Raw genomic sequence first — 16573 nt, forward strand, 5'->3', positions numbered from 1 at the left:
GCGGGGGTTACGCCGCCTGCGGCACCTCCACGATCGCGCGCGGCACCGGGGTGACGACGAACTCGCCGCCCGAGGCATCCACCTTCACGCCCTCGCCGTCGCCGAGCGCACCGCTGACGAACAGGTCGCTGATGCGGTCGTCGATCTCGCGCTGGATCACGCGACGCAGCGGACGGGCACCGTACTCGGGCTCGTAACCGCGCTCCGCGAGGAGCGCCACCGCGGCATCCGTCACCTCGAACTCGACCTCACGAGCGGCGAGCCGCAACGCGGTGGCGCCGAGCATGAGCCGCACGATCTGCTCGAGCTGCGGCTGGTCGAGCTTCTGGAACAGCACGATCTCGTCGATGCGGTTCAGGAACTCGGGCCGCATGGCCTCGCGCACCTTGCCCATCACGCGGTTGCGGATGTCGTCCGAAGACGAGAACCCCGAGGCATCCGTGCCCGCGACGAACCCGAGCGCACCCGAGCGCGACGCGAGGAACTCCGAACCGAGGTTCGAGGTCATCACGATCACCGTGTTGCGGAAGTCGACCGTGCGACCCTGGCCGTCGGTCAGGCGTCCGTCGTCGAGCACCTGCAGCAGCAGGTTGAACACGTCGGGGTGCGCCTTCTCGATCTCGTCGAACAGCACGATCGAGTACGGGTTGCGCCGCACGCGCTCGGTGAGCTGCCCGGCCTCGTCGTAACCGACATAGCCGGGAGGGGCGCCGACGAGCCGCGACACGGTGTGCCGCTCGCCGAACTCGCTCATGTCGAAGCGCACGATCGCCTGCTCGTCGTCGAAGAGCGACGACGCCAGCGCACGCGCCAGCTCGGTCTTGCCGACACCCGTCGGGCCGAGGAACAGGAACGACCCGACCGGACGCTTGGCGTCGCCCATGCCGGTGCGGTTGCGTCGCACGGCCTTCGCGACCGCGGTGACCGCGTCGTCCTGGCCGATGACGCGCGCGTGCAGCTCGCCCTCGAGGTCGCCGAGGCGCTCCCGCTCGCTCTCGGTGAGGCGGTTCACCGGAATCCCGGTGGCCCGCGAGATCACGGCGGCGATCTCGGCCTCGTCGATGGTCGTCGAAGGGGCGTCAGCGGATGCCGCGACGCGACCCTTCGCGGTCGCCTCGTCGAGCTTCGCCTGCACCTTCGAGATCTCGTCGCGGATGCGCGACGCCTCCTCGTAGTGCTCGGCCCCGACGGCGGCGTTCTTGTCCGCCTCGAGGTCAGCCAGCCGCGCGATGAGCGCGGAGACATCCGTCTTCACGCCGAGCCGCAGGCGCAGCCGCGCCCCGGCCTGGTCGATGAGGTCGATGGCCTTGTCGGGCAGCACCCGGTCGGTGAGGTACCTGGCCGAGAGCTCGACGGACGCCCGCAGCGCGGCATCCGTGTACTCGACGCCGTGGTGCTCCTCGTAGGCGGGGCGCAGGCCGTGCAGGATGAGCACGGCGTCCTCGATCGAGGGCTCGCCGACGCGCACCGGCTGGAACCGGCGCTCGAGCGCGGGGTCCTTCTCGATGGTGCGGTACTCCTTGAGCGTGGTCGCACCCACGAGGTGCAGCTCGCCGCGCGCGAGACGCGGCTTCAGGATGTTGCCCGCGTCGGTGCCACCGTCGCCCGAGCCGCCCGCACCGACCACGGTGTGGATCTCATCGATGAAGATGATGAGCTCGCCCTTGTGCGCGGCGATCTCCTCCATGGTCTTGGTGAGGCGCTCCTCGAAGTCGCCGCGGTAGCGGGTGCCGGCGAGTATGCCGGGCAGGTCGAGCGAGATCACTCGCTTGCCGAGCAGGGCCTCGGGCACCGACTCCTCGACGATCGCGCGGGCGAGGCCCTCGACGATCGCCGTCTTGCCGACGCCGGCCTCACCGATCAGCACGGGGTTGTTCTTGGTGCGGCGGCTGAGGATCTCGATGGTCTGCTCGATCTCGTCGACGCGTCCGATCACCGGGTCGAGCTCGCCGTTCTCGGCGAGGGTGGTGAGGTCGGTGCCGAACTTGTCGAGCATCGGGGTCTCGCTCTGTGCGGGCTGAGGAGGCGCGCCAGCGCCGTCTCGAAGCCCCTCAGGGTCGACGGTCTCGCGCATGCCCTGCGTCAGCGCCTCAGCCGTAACCCCCGCGCGCGCCAGCACCTGGCCGGCTGGGGCATCCTGCCCTAGCACGAGCGCGAAGAAGAGGTGCTCGGGGTCGATGTACGTCGAGCCCGCCGAGCGTGCGACCTGGTACGCGTGGAACAGCGCGCGGCTGGCGCTCGGCGTGATCGTGGCCGCGTTGGCCCGCTCCTGCTGGTTGAGCTCGTCGAAACCAGCGGATGCCGCGGGCAGGCGCGCCTCGGTCGCCGTGATGATGCGCTCTGGGGCGACGCCGATGCGCTCGACGGCCTGCTTCACGCTGTCGTCCTCCGCGATCACGCGCAGGATGTGCAGGGCGTCGAGCTCGGTCTGGCCGCGCTCGAGCGCGAAGCGTCCTGCCTGCTGCAGGATGCCTTGCGTGCGGGCGGTCAGGAACCGGCTGAGGTCGATCGACCGAGCCTGACGCGCCTGCTCACCAGCGAGATACCGGGACAGGAACTCGTCGAACGAGCTCGCGCCGGCTTCGGGGTTGAAGTCTTCTGGCACCAATCCTCCTGGGAACTTGAGTTGGGTACGCTCAAGTTCAACGCGGAGGGGGCGCGGGTATTCCCGCGCGCTGCGAGAGCGATCGCAGAGCCGCTATCGCGCCCGCCCTTCCATTGGAGGTGCGATGGTGCAGTTGAGGGCGACGCTGTTTCACGCGAGTTAGCGACCATGACGGAGGTCGCTGGGATAGTGGATCAACTATCAGACTACGAGAAGGGGCGAGCATGACGTACCTTGAGGCCGCGAAGCACGCGGACGATGCGGCGAGCCACGCCGATTCAGCCGTCCGGCTGATGAACGAGCCACACCGCAACGACCCCCGGGACAGGGCCTTCGAGGAGTTCGGATTCGCTGTGTTTGCCCTCTCGAAAGCCATAGCTCAGCTCGCACGAGCTTCCCACCGGGCAAGCTGAAATCCACCTAATGTTGACGAGTCGGCGACTGGCGATTCCGCTGGATGCCCTTGGCGAGCAATTGGATCAGATCCAAAACACGCTTCCTAGCAGCCCTTCGGTCACCGACATTATCGGTGCCATTACCGGAGTAGTGACAGCCGTCGTCGCGATCGCCGCCCTCACCTACGCATCGATCCAGGTGCGAGAGGCGAAGGCAGCAAGAGACCAGGCTCGCCGTCTAGAAGTTGAGCGCGCTCAGCCGTATGTTGTGCTGTACACCGAGGCGAGTGCGGCAACGCCGTTCATTATCGATTTGGTGGTCAAGAACTTCGGCCAGACGGCTGCCCGAGATGTAGTCCTGCACCTCGAGCCGTTACCGCAACGTTCCCCAAATCCCGACGGATCTAGCGGGATCGAGAACCTGATGCTGCCCGCTGAGATTCCAACACTCGCGCCGGGCCAGGAATGGCGGACGATGTGGGATTCGACTGTCTGGCGGAGGGAGTCGGGCCTGCCAGACCTCCACAGTGGAATGGTGACGTTCACGGGGATAGAAGGAGAGTCCCTTCAGTCAGAAGTTGTTCTGGATTGGTCCCTCTACGCATCACGCCGTTGGGTGGAAGTTCGTGGCGTACATGATGCCGCCGTCGCGCTCCGTGAGATGAAGGCACTGATGAAGAAATGGACGGAAGCGACAGGCGGGCCGCTTTCAGTGCTAGTCCGCGACGGCGATGCATGGGACGCCAAGAAGCTCGCCCAATTCCGGGATTGGCAGGCGGCCACCGCGGACGAAGACAACGGCTCTTGATGGCGGGATTTGACTTCGAGTTCACATACTCCAACGTGCAGCAGCCAGTGGTCTTGGCATGCCTGCCAACAGCACAAGTCCGCGCCAAACGACTCGGCATCCGCTGGCAGTGGAAACACACCGCGCTCCGGCATTGTCTGGTCGTGGTGGATGGGAACTCGCGTCGGATCGATTTGTTGGGCTATCGGTTGGAGCGGGACCTGCCATTCATAGCTGAGGGTACAGACGCACCAGGGCTGCGTCGCGTGCGTCGGCAAGGTGTCGGACGGGGGTTGGCCGACCTCATGCTTCGGGGTCGCAACATGAGCGCGCCGCCACGGGTTCGCAAGCTCCACAGCATTACGGATACAACCCTCTACTTTCCGCCGTATGAATATGAGTGCCCGTCCTTCAGCCAGCTCCACGCGCGACTTCTCATCACTGAGGAAGTTCTGGTGGCCTGGGCCTTCGAGGAGGTTGCCGCCGAGACCCTTCTTGAGGAACTTCACACCGCGGTTGAACTCGTACTCGAGGAGCTCGTGAACCGGCGCTCCAAACGCCTCTCGTTCGCCCAGCTTGTGGGTGCGGCGACCGACGCTGGTCACCTTCAGGACTCTGAACGAGATCTAGTGCTCGCACTGAAGGACCTGCGCAAGGAGGTACGCCACCGCGCGGCGAATGGGGCAAGAGACTGGGCCGAGGAACACTGGGAGGACGTTGCCCTGTGTGTTGAGAAGCTTGTCGCACGGTTGAACCGCAATGCATGACCTACGCGGGAAGAACGACCGCCTTCCTCCGCGCCCCGGTCATCCGCACCCACTCGGAGGCTGACCGTCGATTAGAACTGGCCGAGATCAAGTTGGCTCGTGCTTCTCCTCGGCTATGCGTGACAGCGAACGGCATGGAAGTGCGCGCACGGTCACGCCTTGGAATCGGAAACGGCGGGCGCCTCAATCGATCGAGATCGAAGTGGGAACTACATTCCTGACCGGTTATCACTGGTGCGGCGGCGACCACGTGGAGCGTTGAAGTCAGGACTATGGCATTTTCGAACACTCTCAGTGAAACCTCCTCGCGCTCTGCAGCCAGGGGTCGACTCCGTCGACTGCGTGATCGAATAACCGGCAACACGTCACTGCGAACCAGGACTCGTCGCGGTGTCTGCGGGTAACGCGGCTACACCCGCATAGGAGCTTGAGGCACTTCCAATTCAGGGTAATCAATCCGCGTTGCACCCAATTGACCCGAGCGTAATGAGTTCCTGCGAGGAACCAGACGGCCTTCTTGTGGCGGGTAGAGGTCACACTTGCGAGGGCGACGCGGCCGCTCATCGCCGCGGCGTCGGGGCCGAGCAGTTGCCATCTATGACAGGCTGAGACTCGACCCGGGGCGCTGTCCGCCCAAGTGCTGCGAATCCGCGATGATGACGCGCTAAGAGCGACTCTGGAGCAACCCTGATGAGCGAACAGCCCGAAGAATCACCTGCCGAAACCTTGGCACTCAACGTTCAGCTTGAGTACATGCCGCCCGAGGCGGTCGCATTGCTCGCGGATGAAGCTCTCTCGCCCCATCAGTTGTTGTCTGGCATCTCGGCACAGATCGCCGGCATCGCTCCATCGGCAAGGATCTGCTTCTCCGGAGATTTCGTTCAATCAGTTCAAGATCGGTTCGACGCACGGGACCTTAGCGTCGAGTACGGTGCAGTGCGCGGCGCAAACTTCGCTGTGGCCAAGACAATGCGATCTGCATCGGGGGGCGTCGACATTGTGGTAAACGCCGAGATGCTGTTCCTACCCGCCGACATCGATCAAGACGAGGCCCATAATCACGTAATCCTGCTACTGCACCTCGCCGCTCATGAAGCGGTTCACGCTCTGCATCACTCTCGTGGAGAAGACTCCGAAGCCACCTTCAACTCCATGATGATCACCTCCCCCAGCGACGCGTACTATGCCACGGAGGCCGGAACGGTGATCGAAGAGTATCGGGCTGAACTCGTGGCCGAGCAGATGCACGCGAACCCAGCATCCACTATTCTGTCGTTCCAGGATGACCTCGCGAGCCTGGCGGGCTCCATTGACGACGCTCGTGCATTGTCGACCACGGACGTCTCCCGCGCGGCGCGCCTCCACCTCGCGGCGGCAACCAACTACTGGAAGGCGCTATCGCTCGTCGCAGCGCGACTTCGCGCGGCGGGCACGGACATACCCCGCCCAATCCTCACTTCAGCCGGTTGGCAGAAATACGCTGCACCACTGTGGGAACGCTGGCAGGCGGCTTTAGGCGAGTTGCCCATCGGACTGGCCGCCGCCGACGCCGAACTCCTGCGGGAAGTCACCCGCGAGATGATGCCAATCCTTGAGCAATTCTTCGTTATGACTGGTGTTGCTCGGTCGTGGGACGCCGATGGCGGCGGATACATGTACTGGAGGTGACCAACGACGACGCACGATAGTCGAGCGACCGGCACTGCCTCGGCAATCCGAACCACCATGCAAATTCGTACGAATGCATGCTGAGCGCTCGCATACAGTCGTATGGTCCCCAGGTGACCCGCCACCCCCGCAGCGATCACCGGCGGCACCGCGTTCGTTGGACGCCACCTTGCCGGCAAGCCGTTGAGAACGTGCATCTTGCGCTCGTGCTAGCCGTCCAGGCTGGTCGGTAGCGCAGCTCAAGAGGGCGACCCCGGAGCGGCCAAGCAGGGTGGACTCCGGACCGGCTGCGCCTTACGCCTGCGGCGGAACCCCATCAGTTCGGTCTGCGCCCGCTGGAGGAGACATGACGAAGTCGTCGGCAGTAGGAGGTCGCTTGCCAGCGTCACGCAACTCCTGAGCGACGACATCCCTCACCTCGCGCACCCAGTCCTCGACGGCTGGCATCGAGAGGTTCCCGACGTGCAGGTTCTTCGAGACCGCTGCGATCACGCCGGGTGTGAAGTCCTCGCCGCCATTGGCTTGAACCGCCCGCTTGGTACCGGGGAACGGGTCCTCCCAGTGCTCCTCGAAGTTCCGCACCTCCCTGATCGAAGGCCCATCCGGCTGCTTCGGGTATTGGTCGGCGCCGAGGATCTTCACGCACTTCTCCACGTGCGCCGCCGAGTTCACGAACGATTCGACGTCCGCGTTCATCGCCCACTGCTTGCCGAAGGTGAGACGCTTGGGCGAATGTTCCACAGTCTCGGCCCATTCCGGTGGACTACCCAGCCTGATCCACTCGAGATACAACGAGTGGTCGGCTGCCGAGGTCAAGAACTCCTCGTATGTGCGCCCCAGCCGATCCGCGCTGAGTAGCGCGACCTCGCACCACACGTACAGCCGTTCTCGAATCGCCTGCTTGTCCGCCATGAGAGTACGTTATCCATCCGCCCGCGGTGAGTTGAATGCGATGACATCGTGCTCACGCCTGCTACCGTCCGACGCGGAGGTCCCTGTGCTGAACAATCGCGAGATCGCGACTCTCATTCTCATCGGAGCAGGCATAGTCCTGGTACTCGCGATTCCGACAGTCCGGCGGGCCGTGCTGGGCGCCGGGGCCGACGTCATGCGTACTGCGTCCTCACCAAAGGTTCTCGCTGTCTTTGGTCTGTTCCTTGCGTGGTGCACCGCATCGATCGTCATCGCATGGCGCATCGGTCTCTGGAATGTCGATCTCCTGAAGGACTCAGTCCTCATCGTGCTGACGGTTGGTTTCCCTGTCCTGCTTACGGTGGTGAAAGCGAAGTCCGGCGGAGCAATTCTGCGCAAGATCATTGGCGAGACGGTGGCGTTGTCGACTCTGCTTGCCTTCTATCTCAACCTCGAACCGTTCAGCCTCCTCGTCGAAGTGATACTGCAACTTGCGCTTTTCGTGCTCATTGTCATGATCGCTTGGGCCGGACTCGATCCCGGCCGAACGAAGCTTGCTGGACGTCTTGGCCTGCTGCTGATCTTCATTGTTTGTGCTATCGGTGTGTGGACCACGGTTCGCCTCGTTGTCACCGCCAATGAGCGCGACTGGAGCACGACTTGGATGGAGCTCGCGCTCTCGATCTGGCTGCCCCTGTCGATGTTCGGCTACTTCTACGGCGTCGCCTTCTTCGCGTATGTCGAGACGGCGAATTTGCGCATGCGACGGATCTTTCAGCCGCCCGCACGCAAGCGAGTCATGGTCGCCGTTGTGCTCGGCCTTCACTTGCGTGTGCGATGGGCTGCCGCGTTCACCGGCCCCTTCCAGAACAGGGTGAGCCGCTCGCCTACCTTTCGGGAGGCGTTAGCTGCCATGCGTGCGTTCCGGCAGGAAGTGCTTGACCGCGAGGCTCGCGAACAAGAGCGGCAGGCGCGATTGACGGTCATGGCCGGGGAGCCCGGCACGGACGGCGACGGAGCACAACTCGACCGACGCGAGTTCGAAGGCACGAAGCGGGCTCTCCGGTACATGATCCACACGGCTCAGGAGATGAGATACGAGCGTCTCGGCAACCGCTACTGGGATGACCTCACCGAGAAGGTAATCCAGCCCGCCTTCCGATATGGGTTGCCGGACTCCCACGGCATCCTCGTCGAGGTGACCGCCGATCACCAGAAATGGCGCGCGTGGCGCCGCCTCCCGAGCGGCTGGGTTCTCGGCGTCGGAGGAAGGGACGGGTCGCGCCGCGAGTTCCTGTACTCCGGCGCGGAACCTCCAACGACCTGGCCGGGCGCCCCCGATTGGGCCGATACCGCAGTCCCTCTGCAACTGCCGGCCGATTGGGAGCAGGACGACTCGCCCGTGAAATAGAGCGTGAGCCGCTGAGCCGCCCGGAAAGCCGCTGTTTGTGGCGACGTCGGTGGAGCCATCCGAGCGGACATATGGCGATTGCGGCGACGTGCGGCTGTCTGGGTGCCCGCGGTACGCGGACCCATGTTCGGCTGTCAGACAGGCGCCATGCTTGCCGGGGCGTGACGGATGCCGTGCCGCCCGCGGCATCCGTGCCCGACAACCTGCTCCCCCCGCCGCATGTTCACGGCCGAGCAGATCCGCAGCACCCTGCCCGAACCCGGCGGGTTCGGATGGCGCGACGTGCGCGTCAGCAGACACGCCTGACACGCTCAGGTCGACGCGGATTCAGGTCTACCCCGGAGCAGGCGAACGATATATCGTTATATATCGTCGAGACCCGGGCGAGCGCCCGGTTCAGGGAGGACATCATGAACGGTTCGTACATGGGCGACGGCTTCACCGGTCCCACGGGCGGGTGGGGGCAAGGCCGCCCCCCGCAGGGACTGTGGGAGGCCGTGGAGCAACTTCGGGGCATGTTCGAGCAGAAGGTCGCGCCGCGGATGGGCCGCGGCGACGTCCGCGCGGCGGTGCTCGCGCTGCTCGCCGAGCGGCCGATGCATGGCTACCAGATCATCAGCGAGATCGCCGAGCGCAGCGGCGGCACATGGAAGCCGAGCGCGGGCTCGGTCTATCCGACGCTGCAGCTGCTCGCCGACGAGGGGCTCATCAGCGCAGAGGAGGCGGACGGCCGCAAGACCTACTCGCTGACGGAAGCCGGGCGGGCAGAGGCCGAGGCATCCGCTGATCGCCCCGCGCCCTGGGAGACCTCGAGCGCGCGCGACTCCGGCACCGTCGGGGCGCTCCCGAAGGCCGGCATCGAGCTCGCACAGGCGGCGGCGCAGGTCCAGCGAACGGGCACTCCCGAGCAGGTCAAGCAGGCGGTCGACGTGCTCGACGACGCACGTCGTCGTCTCTACTCGATCCTCGCTCAGGACTGACTCGGTGCCCTCGGCACGCCGGGCTCCAGGAGACTCGACGCCCGATGTCGGCAACACGCGCGCCCGCTACCGGCGGATCCTGCGGTTCGCCGTGCGACACATCGTGCAGACCTGGTGGTTCGAGCTCGTCCTGCCTCGCTTCGGCCTCGCGAAGTACGTGGCGCGCGGGCGCGCAGCGCGGCTGACCCGCATCGCCCGGCGCTTCCACGTGCTCGCGGTCGACCTCGGCGGCCTCATGATCAAGGTCGGCCAATACCTTTCGTCGCGACTCGACGTGCTGCCGCCCGAGATCACGCACGAGCTCGCCGGGCTCCAAGACGAAGTGCCGCCCGTGCGGTTCGACGCGATCCGACGCCTCGGCGAGGCCGAGCTGGGCGTTCCGCTCGACCGCGCGTACGCGTGGTTCGACCCGACACCGCTGGCCGCGGCATCCCTCGGTCAAGCGCACCGCGCGCGGCTCTCGCCGATCGACGCCGCCGACATGGGGCTCGACGAGGCCGTCGTCAAGGTGCAGCGACCGGGCATCGAGACGATCGTCGACGTCGACCTGGCGGCGCTGCGCCGCGTCGCCGGATGGCTCAGCCGCGTGAGGTTCGTCTCGAGCCGCGTGGACCTCCCCTCGCTCGTCGAGGAGTTCGCCGTCACGAGCCTCCAAGAGATCGACTACCTGCAGGAAGCGCGCAACGCCGAGCGGTTCGCCGCGAGCTTCGCCGGCGACCCGCGGGTCGCCGCACCCGAAGTCGTCTGGGAGCGCACGACGCGCCGCGTGCTGACGCTCGCCGACGTGACGGCGATCAAGATCAACGACCGCGAGTCCCTGATGGCGGCGGGCATCGACCCGAAGGCGGTCGCGAAGCAATTCGCGACCGTCATGTTCGACCAGCTCTTCCGCGACGGCTTCTTCCACGCCGACCCGCACCCCGGCAACATCTTCGTCACGCCGGTCGACCAAGTGACGGATGCCGCGTCGCCGGCCTCGAGCGTGTCGGATGCTGCGTCGCCGGCCTGGCGGCTCACCTTCATCGACTTCGGCATGATGGGCGAGGTGCCTGACGGACTGCGCCGCGGCCTGCAGCAGGTCATCCTCGCAGTCGCCGCGCGTGACGGGAAGCGGCTGGTCGACAGCATCCGTGGTGTCGGCATCCTGCTGCCGTCGGCCGATACGGCAGAGCTCGAGCGAGCGATGTCCGAGCTGTTCGCGCGCTTCGGAGGCATGGGCCTCGCCGAGGTACGGCAGGTCGACGAGCGCGAGCTGCGCAGCTTCGCGATCGAGTTCGGCGAGGTGATGCGGGCGCTGCCGTTCCAACTGCCCGAGAACTTTCTGCTCATCATCCGGGCGATGTCGCTGACCTCGGGCATGTGCAGCTCGCTCGACCCTGAATTCAACATGTGGGACGCCGTCGAGCCCTACGCCGCGCAACTCCTGCGCGACGAGAGCAGCAACATCGTGCAGGCGCTCGGGCAGGAGGCGCTGACCGTCGCAGGCACGGTCATGCGGCTGCCGCAGCGCCTCGATGCGCTCGCGGACCGCATCGAGGAGGGGCGCCTCGTCGCGAACTCGCCCCGGCTCGAGCAGCGGGTGGCGAGGCTCGAGCGCACGGCCCGGCGGATCACCTCGGCGGTCCTGTTCGTGGGCCTGTTCATCGGCGGAATCCTGCTTCGCGTCGACGAGCCGGTGTGGGGCGGCGCGCTGATCGCGGTGTCGGTGATCCCGCTCCTGCACGCCCTGTTCGCCGGGGTGTTCCGCCGGCGCGGGCGGGGGTGATCGGAGCTTCATACTGCGACCGCGGCGAAGGTTCACGACCGAGCGGATCCGCAGCGCATTACCCTCGACCCATGACCATCCAGCGCATGGACAACGTCGCCATCGTCGTCGACGACTTGGATGCGGCCATCGCGTTCTTCGCAGAGCTCGGCCTGGACCTCGAGGGCCGCGCGCACATCGAGGGGGCCTTCGCCGACCAGACCGTCGGGCTCGACGGCGTCCGCAGCGAGATCGCGATGATGCGCACGCCCGACGGCCACGGCAGGCTCGAACTCACGAAGTACCACTACCCCGAGGCATCCGCCCCATCACCGGCAGTGCCGCCGCCCAACACGCTGGGGCTGCACCGGGTGATGTTCGCCGTCGACGACCTCGACGACACCATCGCCCGCTTGCGCCCGCATGGTGCCGAGCTGCTGCGCCAGGTCGCGAACTACGAGGACGTGTACCGGCTCTGCTACCTCCGCGGGCCGGCGGGGATCATCGTCGCGCTGGCCGAGAAGGTCGGCTGAGGGCTGCTCACCCGTCACGCAAGCTCTCGCCGCAACTCCGCCGCGACCGCTTCGCCGAGCACCCGCGCGCCATCCGCCGACGGGTGCAGCCCATCGGAGCTCATCCCGTCGCGATAACGCCCGTCGGCGGTGCGCAGGCCCGCGGATGCGTCGACGAACCGCCATCCCCGATCGCCCGCCAGGTCATCGAGGCGTTCGTTGTACGACTTCACGCCATCGGGGAACGCAGCCATCGGCGGTATCGACACGATGACGACGTCCTCGATGCCGACGGCGGCGACGATCCGGTCGAGGTTCGCCGCCGACTCATCGAACGGGATGCCGAACGCGACGTCGTTGGTGCCGGCGAGCACCACCAGGACGTCCGCTTCGATCGGCCCGACCGAGTCAGCCATCATCGCCGTCGTCGCACCCCACTCCGCCCAGCCGCCGGCGAACGCGAAGCCGTCGTCCACGACGTACGTCGCCCACGACGCGGCGCCGAGGTCGCCAGCGGCGAAGTCGGGGCTGTCGCCGTCGGTGATCGAGTCGCCGACCGCAGCGAACCTGCCGTGAGCGGCGACAGCGGATGCCTCGGGCGAACCGGTACCGTCCGCAGGACCCGGTGCGGAGCATCCGACGATCATGCTCGCGCACGCCGCGACGGCGAGCGCTGCACAGACGCGACGCGCGACCGCGCCCACTGCCGCTTGCCCGAGCATGGGGCCAGTCTAGGAATCGGTCGAGGAGGCGCGCAGCGTCTACTCGATCACCCTGCGCTCGAACACGATCGCCGCGGGGAACCGCTTGAGCACCGGCCTGAACGGTGCCCTCGCGAGCCGCTCCGCCTCCGCACCGTCGACGATTCGCGGATGCCCGAGCTCGACGTCACGCCCCTTCCACCGAAGCGACGCCCCACCCGCCGCCACGACGTTGCGCGCCCAGTTGGTCGTCGCGCCAAAAGGCAGGCCAATCATCACGATGGACGAGTCGGTCGTCGGCACCACCGCGATCGGTGTCTCGTAGGCGGTGCCGCTCCGGCGGCCGCGATGGCGGATGAGCGCCCAGAGCGGTACCCAGCGACGACCCGCCAGGGCGCGCGCGACCGGCGCGGTCGCGTTCACGAGCCGGCGCGGCGGCCCACCGCCGACGCGTGGCTCGTGGGGTCGGGGCAGATAGGAGGTGTCGTTCATGCAGAGAGAACGGATGAGCCGACGCAGATGTGACATCCCGACGGCAACATCCGTGCTTGCGTCGGGCCCCGGTCGGCGGAAGCGATCGTCACCGCCTCATGAGATCCGCCAGGCGTACGCGTACGGCTGGGCGAACTGGGTGATGCGGAATGCGCGCACGACCACCGTGGACGTGCCGGGAGGCATCCCCACCCACAGCACCTGCTCGACGTTGTTGACGCGGTCGAAGTCGTCGGCCGTGCCCACGTTGCCGCGCCGCTCGGACCCGTCGGCGGCGATCACCACCAGGTCCAGGTCGTTCTGCAGCAGGGCACCGGCCGGGTCCGACCAGACGAGCGACACCTTGAACGTCGCGCCGCCGGCCGCACGGATCCCGCGTTCCTCGTCGTGGCGTGGCTCCTCGGGGACCTCGACAGTGAAGGAGTCCTCCTCTCCCTGCTCCAGCGGCCCGCCCTCGCCGAAGCCGGCATCGACGGCCGGCCCCGGCAGGATGACGGAGCCTGCGAGGTTGACCCGGCCCCACCCCGAATTCGAGTTGGGGGACGCACCCGCCTCGGACGGGTTGTACTGCCCGGGCAGCTCATCGGCCCCGTTGACGAGCAGGGCCTTGACCAGGGCCGCGCTCGGCGTCGGCATCCCATTCTTCACCAGCGTCTCGCGGATTACGGCGGCGCAGCCCGCGACCAGCGGCGTGGCCATCGAGGTTCCCGTGTCGAAGAAGAACAGCGGGTCGCTCGACACACCGAAGTCATCGCCTCCTGGCGCATTGCGCGAGAGGGTCGACAGGATGCACGTGCCGGGAGCGATGACGTCGGGCTTGATTCGCCCTTCCCGCGTCGGCCCACGGCTCGAGAATGCTGCCATGCCGTCGGAGGAGTCCGCCTGCGGATCGCTCCCGACCGGGTCGCTGGGATAGTCGGACGGCCAGTAGTCGCGGTACGTGGGACCGAAGTCCCGGACGCTCTCGCACGCGCCGACGGTGATGCAGTTCTTGGCCGCGGCCTCGGAGCCGATCTGGCTGGGGTCGATCGCGCCGTCGCGGTCGCCGTCGATGCCGTCGTTCCCGGCGGCGAAGCAGACAACCTGGTCGGGGTGGTTCCAGACGAAGTTGTCGATCTCGCGCGACGCAGGGCTGTACGGCAGTCCCGGGGTCGTCGCGCCCCACGAGTTCGTGTGGACGCGCGCGCCGCTGTCGTACGTGGGCTGGAAGAGGTCTGCCAAGTCGACGGGGATTCCGCCGAGCCCGCCTGCGGTGTCGAGCAGGCTCTGCAGGATGAGCTGCGCCTCCGGCGCGGTGCCCTCGATCGCGCCTCCCATGCTCGGTGAGTTGCCGCGACCCAGCACCGACCCGGCGACGTGCGTGCCGTGCCCGTGGGGATCGTCGGCCTGAGCCGGAGACGTTCGCCCCAGGGCGAGCAGCTGCGCGACTCGTCCGGTGAAGGCCGGATGCGGGTTGACCGGATCGCCGGTGTCGAACCCGGTATCGGCGACGGCGACGAGCTCGCCGTCGCCCCGGTACGTCGTTCCGTTGACGTCGACGTCGGCGTTCAGGATGCCACGCGCGACGTTGTTGAATAGGCGTCGCTCGGGGACGGGCTGGATCTCGCGGACCTCGTCGATGGTCGCGAGCGTGGGCAGCTGTCCCTGTTCGGTCGTGACGCGAAGCTTGCCGGAGGTCACCTCGACCTGATCCGGGTTCACCCTGGCGGCCCGGGCGACCCGCGAGACGAGGTCGTCGGATGGCGCGACGTCCGGGTGCAGCAGCAGGTCGACGGAGCGGAAGGCGCGGGACGGGTGCGGCGTCTCGAACGCGAGGTCGCGCGGCCTGGCCGGGTCGACGTTCGGGCCCAGCAGTGTCGGAGGGATCTTGAACGCCTTCGCATACGGGCCCGCCCAGTCGACGAATGGCAGGTCGGACACCGGTGCGATGTCCTTCGGCCGGTAGGTCGCGAGGTAGGTGTTGTCGGAGACGTACTCCTCCACGTCCGCGCCGGCCTCGGCTACCGCCTCACGTTGGTCGGCCGTCATCGGCTCCGTCGTATGGATGAGGATGTGGTCGGAGGTCGCCACCGACCCGGCATCCATCCCGAAGGCCTCAAGATCGCGCGCCTGCGTGGTCGTGTCGACGGTGATTCCGTTGATCGTGATCTTCGGCATAGCGCGCCCTCGCACCTTCAGTCATGGGACCGGGTCCAGCGAGGGCGACGATCCCGACGGCACCTGAATAACGGCGGCGCGAGTCTAGCCCCGCACGGTGGGGGCGGCAACGGACACTGCGCGTATGCGGGGCGACAGGTCTGCGCCGCCCGACGGCCACGGCGGGCACGACATCCGTGCTTGCGTCACATTCGCCGTGGGTGGATCGTCTTTCTGTCATGACCGATTTCTCCGACCTGTGGACCGCGCACCGACATGTCGTCCGCGACGTCGCCTACCGGGTGCTCGGATCCGTCGCCGAGGCCGAGGATGTCACCCAGGAGACGTACCTCCGGCTGCTCGCCCGCGGCGACGAGCCCGACGCGGAGCCGCTCGACGAGCCGCGCGCGTGGCTGGTCACGGTCGCGTCCCGCCTTGCGATCGACCGGCTGCGCTCGCACGAGCATTCCCGTCGCGCCTACGTCGGGCCTTGGCTGCCGGAACCGATCGTCACCGACGAGCGGACGCTTCCCGAAGACCGCGTCACCCTCGATGACTCGGTGCGGATGGCGCTGCTCGTCGTGCTCGAACAGCTCACGCCCGCGGAACGCACGGCGTTCCTCCTCCACGACGTGTTCGACCTCGGCTTCGACCGCGTCGCCGACGTCCTCGGCGTAAGTCCGGCGAGCGCGCGGCAGTCCGCGTCACGCGCGCGGAAGCGGATCGCCGCGCAGGGCGAAGCCCGGTTCTCCGTCGATCCCGCCGCCGCCCGCCGACTCTCGGAGCGGTTCGCCGCCGCCGCGTCCGAGGGCGACCTCGAGGGGCTGGTCGCAGTGCTCGCGACGGATGCCACGGGCCACTTCGACACCGGCGGCGTCTTCCCGGACGCGCCGACCGACGTTGTCACCGGGGCCGAGACGATCGCCCGGCAGTTCCTCGCAGGGGTCGGCGGGCTGGGCCTCGACTTCGAGGTCGCGGAAGTGAATGCCGAACCCGGGGTCGTCATCCGCCGCCGGGGGCGGGTGATCTCCGTGCTCGCGCTCGAGTTCGCCGAAGAACGGATCTCGGTCATCCACGGCATCGGGAATCCGAAGAAGCTCGCGCACGTGCGGTGAGTGCTTCCGGCCGGCGGTCGGCCCTCGTGCAGAGCCGAAATCGTGCGCTCGGGCGCGAGGACTACGCAGCGGCATCCGTCGTCGATTACGCCGTCAACCCACACGGGGCAACGACTGAAAAGCCCCGGTTGCCGCAGTCTTGCTGGCGTTCGGCTCGCGCCGCCCGAGCACGAGCTCGAGGAACGTCGTCTTGCCCGTGCCGTTCTTGCCGATGAGTCCGATGCGGTCGCCCCGCCGCAGCTTGAGGTACGCCTCGCGCAGCACCGGACGCCCGTCGAACTCAATGCTCACGTCGTTCAGGCGGATCGGGCTCACGGGTGTCCTTGCGTTGGGGGCGTCGTGATGACG

Annotated in this window: 15 protein-coding genes; 9 read left to right on the forward strand and 6 right to left on the reverse strand. The window is 67.2% G+C overall.

What is annotated here, in order from left to right; translation table 11 throughout:
• Positions 1-7: 7 nt before the first annotated feature.
• Positions 8-2605: an ATP-dependent Clp protease ATP-binding subunit gene (locus tag ASG80_RS04680; RefSeq protein ID WP_056729015.1), complete on the reverse strand. Its 2598-nt coding sequence runs from the start codon at positions 2603-2605 to the stop codon at positions 8-10.
• A gap of 224 nt (positions 2606-2829) precedes the next feature.
• Here ASG80_RS04680 and ASG80_RS04685 point away from each other — a divergent pair, with 224 nt between their 5' ends.
• The 4 genes from ASG80_RS04685 (at position 2830) to ASG80_RS04695 (ending at position 6222) form a co-directional block, all read left to right on the forward strand.
• The gene (locus tag ASG80_RS04685) at positions 2830-3018 is read left to right on the forward strand and encodes a hypothetical protein (protein ID WP_056729016.1); all 189 of its coding nucleotides are present in this window, start codon (positions 2830-2832) and stop codon (positions 3016-3018) included.
• A 10-nt stretch (positions 3019-3028) separates the two neighbouring features.
• Entirely contained in the window at positions 3029-3808 is a 780-nt protein-coding gene (locus ASG80_RS23375; RefSeq protein WP_156401651.1) for a hypothetical protein, read from the forward strand.
• Positions 3809-4080: 272 nt separating this feature from the next.
• The gene (locus tag ASG80_RS04690) at positions 4081-4554 is read left to right on the forward strand and encodes a hypothetical protein (protein WP_156401652.1); all 474 of its coding nucleotides are present in this window, start codon (positions 4081-4083) and stop codon (positions 4552-4554) included.
• A 690-nt stretch (positions 4555-5244) separates the two neighbouring features.
• Positions 5245-6222, forward strand: a complete 978-nt coding sequence (locus tag ASG80_RS04695) for a hypothetical protein (RefSeq protein WP_056729018.1) — start codon at positions 5245-5247, stop codon at positions 6220-6222.
• Between the two features lie 294 nt (positions 6223-6516).
• Here ASG80_RS04695 and ASG80_RS04700 read toward each other — a convergent pair whose 3' ends face one another.
• Positions 6517-7134 carry a hypothetical protein gene (locus tag ASG80_RS04700; RefSeq protein ID WP_056729019.1) on the reverse strand — a complete coding sequence of 206 codons (618 nt, stop codon included), beginning with the start codon at positions 7132-7134 and terminating at the stop codon, positions 6517-6519.
• A gap of 85 nt (positions 7135-7219) precedes the next feature.
• Between ASG80_RS04700 and ASG80_RS04705 the strand changes: the two genes are divergently transcribed.
• The 4 genes from ASG80_RS04705 to ASG80_RS04720 all read left to right on the forward strand — a co-directional run bounded on the left by ASG80_RS04705 (position 7220) and on the right by ASG80_RS04720 (position 11802).
• A complete protein-coding gene (locus tag ASG80_RS04705) occupies positions 7220-8545 on the forward strand; it encodes a hypothetical protein (protein ID WP_056729020.1) in 1326 nt (441 codons plus the stop codon).
• A gap of 410 nt (positions 8546-8955) precedes the next feature.
• Entirely contained in the window at positions 8956-9525 is a 570-nt protein-coding gene (locus ASG80_RS04710) for a PadR family transcriptional regulator (RefSeq protein ID WP_369816214.1), read from the forward strand.
• Positions 9526-9529: 4 nt separating this feature from the next.
• Entirely contained in the window at positions 9530-11290 is a 1761-nt protein-coding gene (locus ASG80_RS04715) for an AarF/ABC1/UbiB kinase family protein (protein ID WP_056729021.1), read from the forward strand.
• A gap of 71 nt (positions 11291-11361) precedes the next feature.
• Positions 11362-11802, forward strand: a complete 441-nt coding sequence (locus tag ASG80_RS04720; RefSeq protein WP_056729022.1) for a VOC family protein — start codon at positions 11362-11364, stop codon at positions 11800-11802.
• A gap of 14 nt (positions 11803-11816) precedes the next feature.
• Here the strand turns inward: ASG80_RS04720 and ASG80_RS04725 are convergent, their stop codons facing one another.
• From ASG80_RS04725 to ASG80_RS04735, 3 genes are all read right to left on the reverse strand, one after another.
• Entirely contained in the window at positions 11817-12503 is a 687-nt protein-coding gene (locus ASG80_RS04725; protein ID WP_056729023.1) for an SGNH/GDSL hydrolase family protein, read from the reverse strand.
• 39 nt (positions 12504-12542) lie between these two features.
• Complete coding sequence (locus ASG80_RS04730; protein WP_082589792.1) at positions 12543-12974, reverse strand: nitroreductase family deazaflavin-dependent oxidoreductase; 432 nt, start codon at positions 12972-12974, stop codon at positions 12543-12545.
• A gap of 96 nt (positions 12975-13070) precedes the next feature.
• Entirely contained in the window at positions 13071-15131 is a 2061-nt protein-coding gene (locus tag ASG80_RS04735) for a S8 family serine peptidase (protein WP_056729025.1), read from the reverse strand.
• A gap of 218 nt (positions 15132-15349) precedes the next feature.
• Between ASG80_RS04735 and sigJ the strand changes: the two genes are divergently transcribed.
• The gene (gene sigJ / locus ASG80_RS04740) at positions 15350-16225 is read left to right on the forward strand and encodes an RNA polymerase sigma factor SigJ (protein ID WP_056729026.1); all 876 of its coding nucleotides are present in this window, start codon (positions 15350-15352) and stop codon (positions 16223-16225) included.
• A gap of 93 nt (positions 16226-16318) precedes the next feature.
• Here sigJ and ASG80_RS23380 read toward each other — a convergent pair whose 3' ends face one another.
• Positions 16319-16540, reverse strand: a complete 222-nt coding sequence (locus ASG80_RS23380; protein WP_056729027.1) for an ATP-binding cassette domain-containing protein — start codon at positions 16538-16540, stop codon at positions 16319-16321.
• Positions 16541-16573: the final 33 nt, after the last annotated feature.

This window comes from Agromyces sp. Soil535 (genome assembly GCF_001428255.1).
Taxonomy (GTDB): Bacteria; Actinomycetota; Actinomycetes; order Actinomycetales; family Microbacteriaceae; genus Agromyces.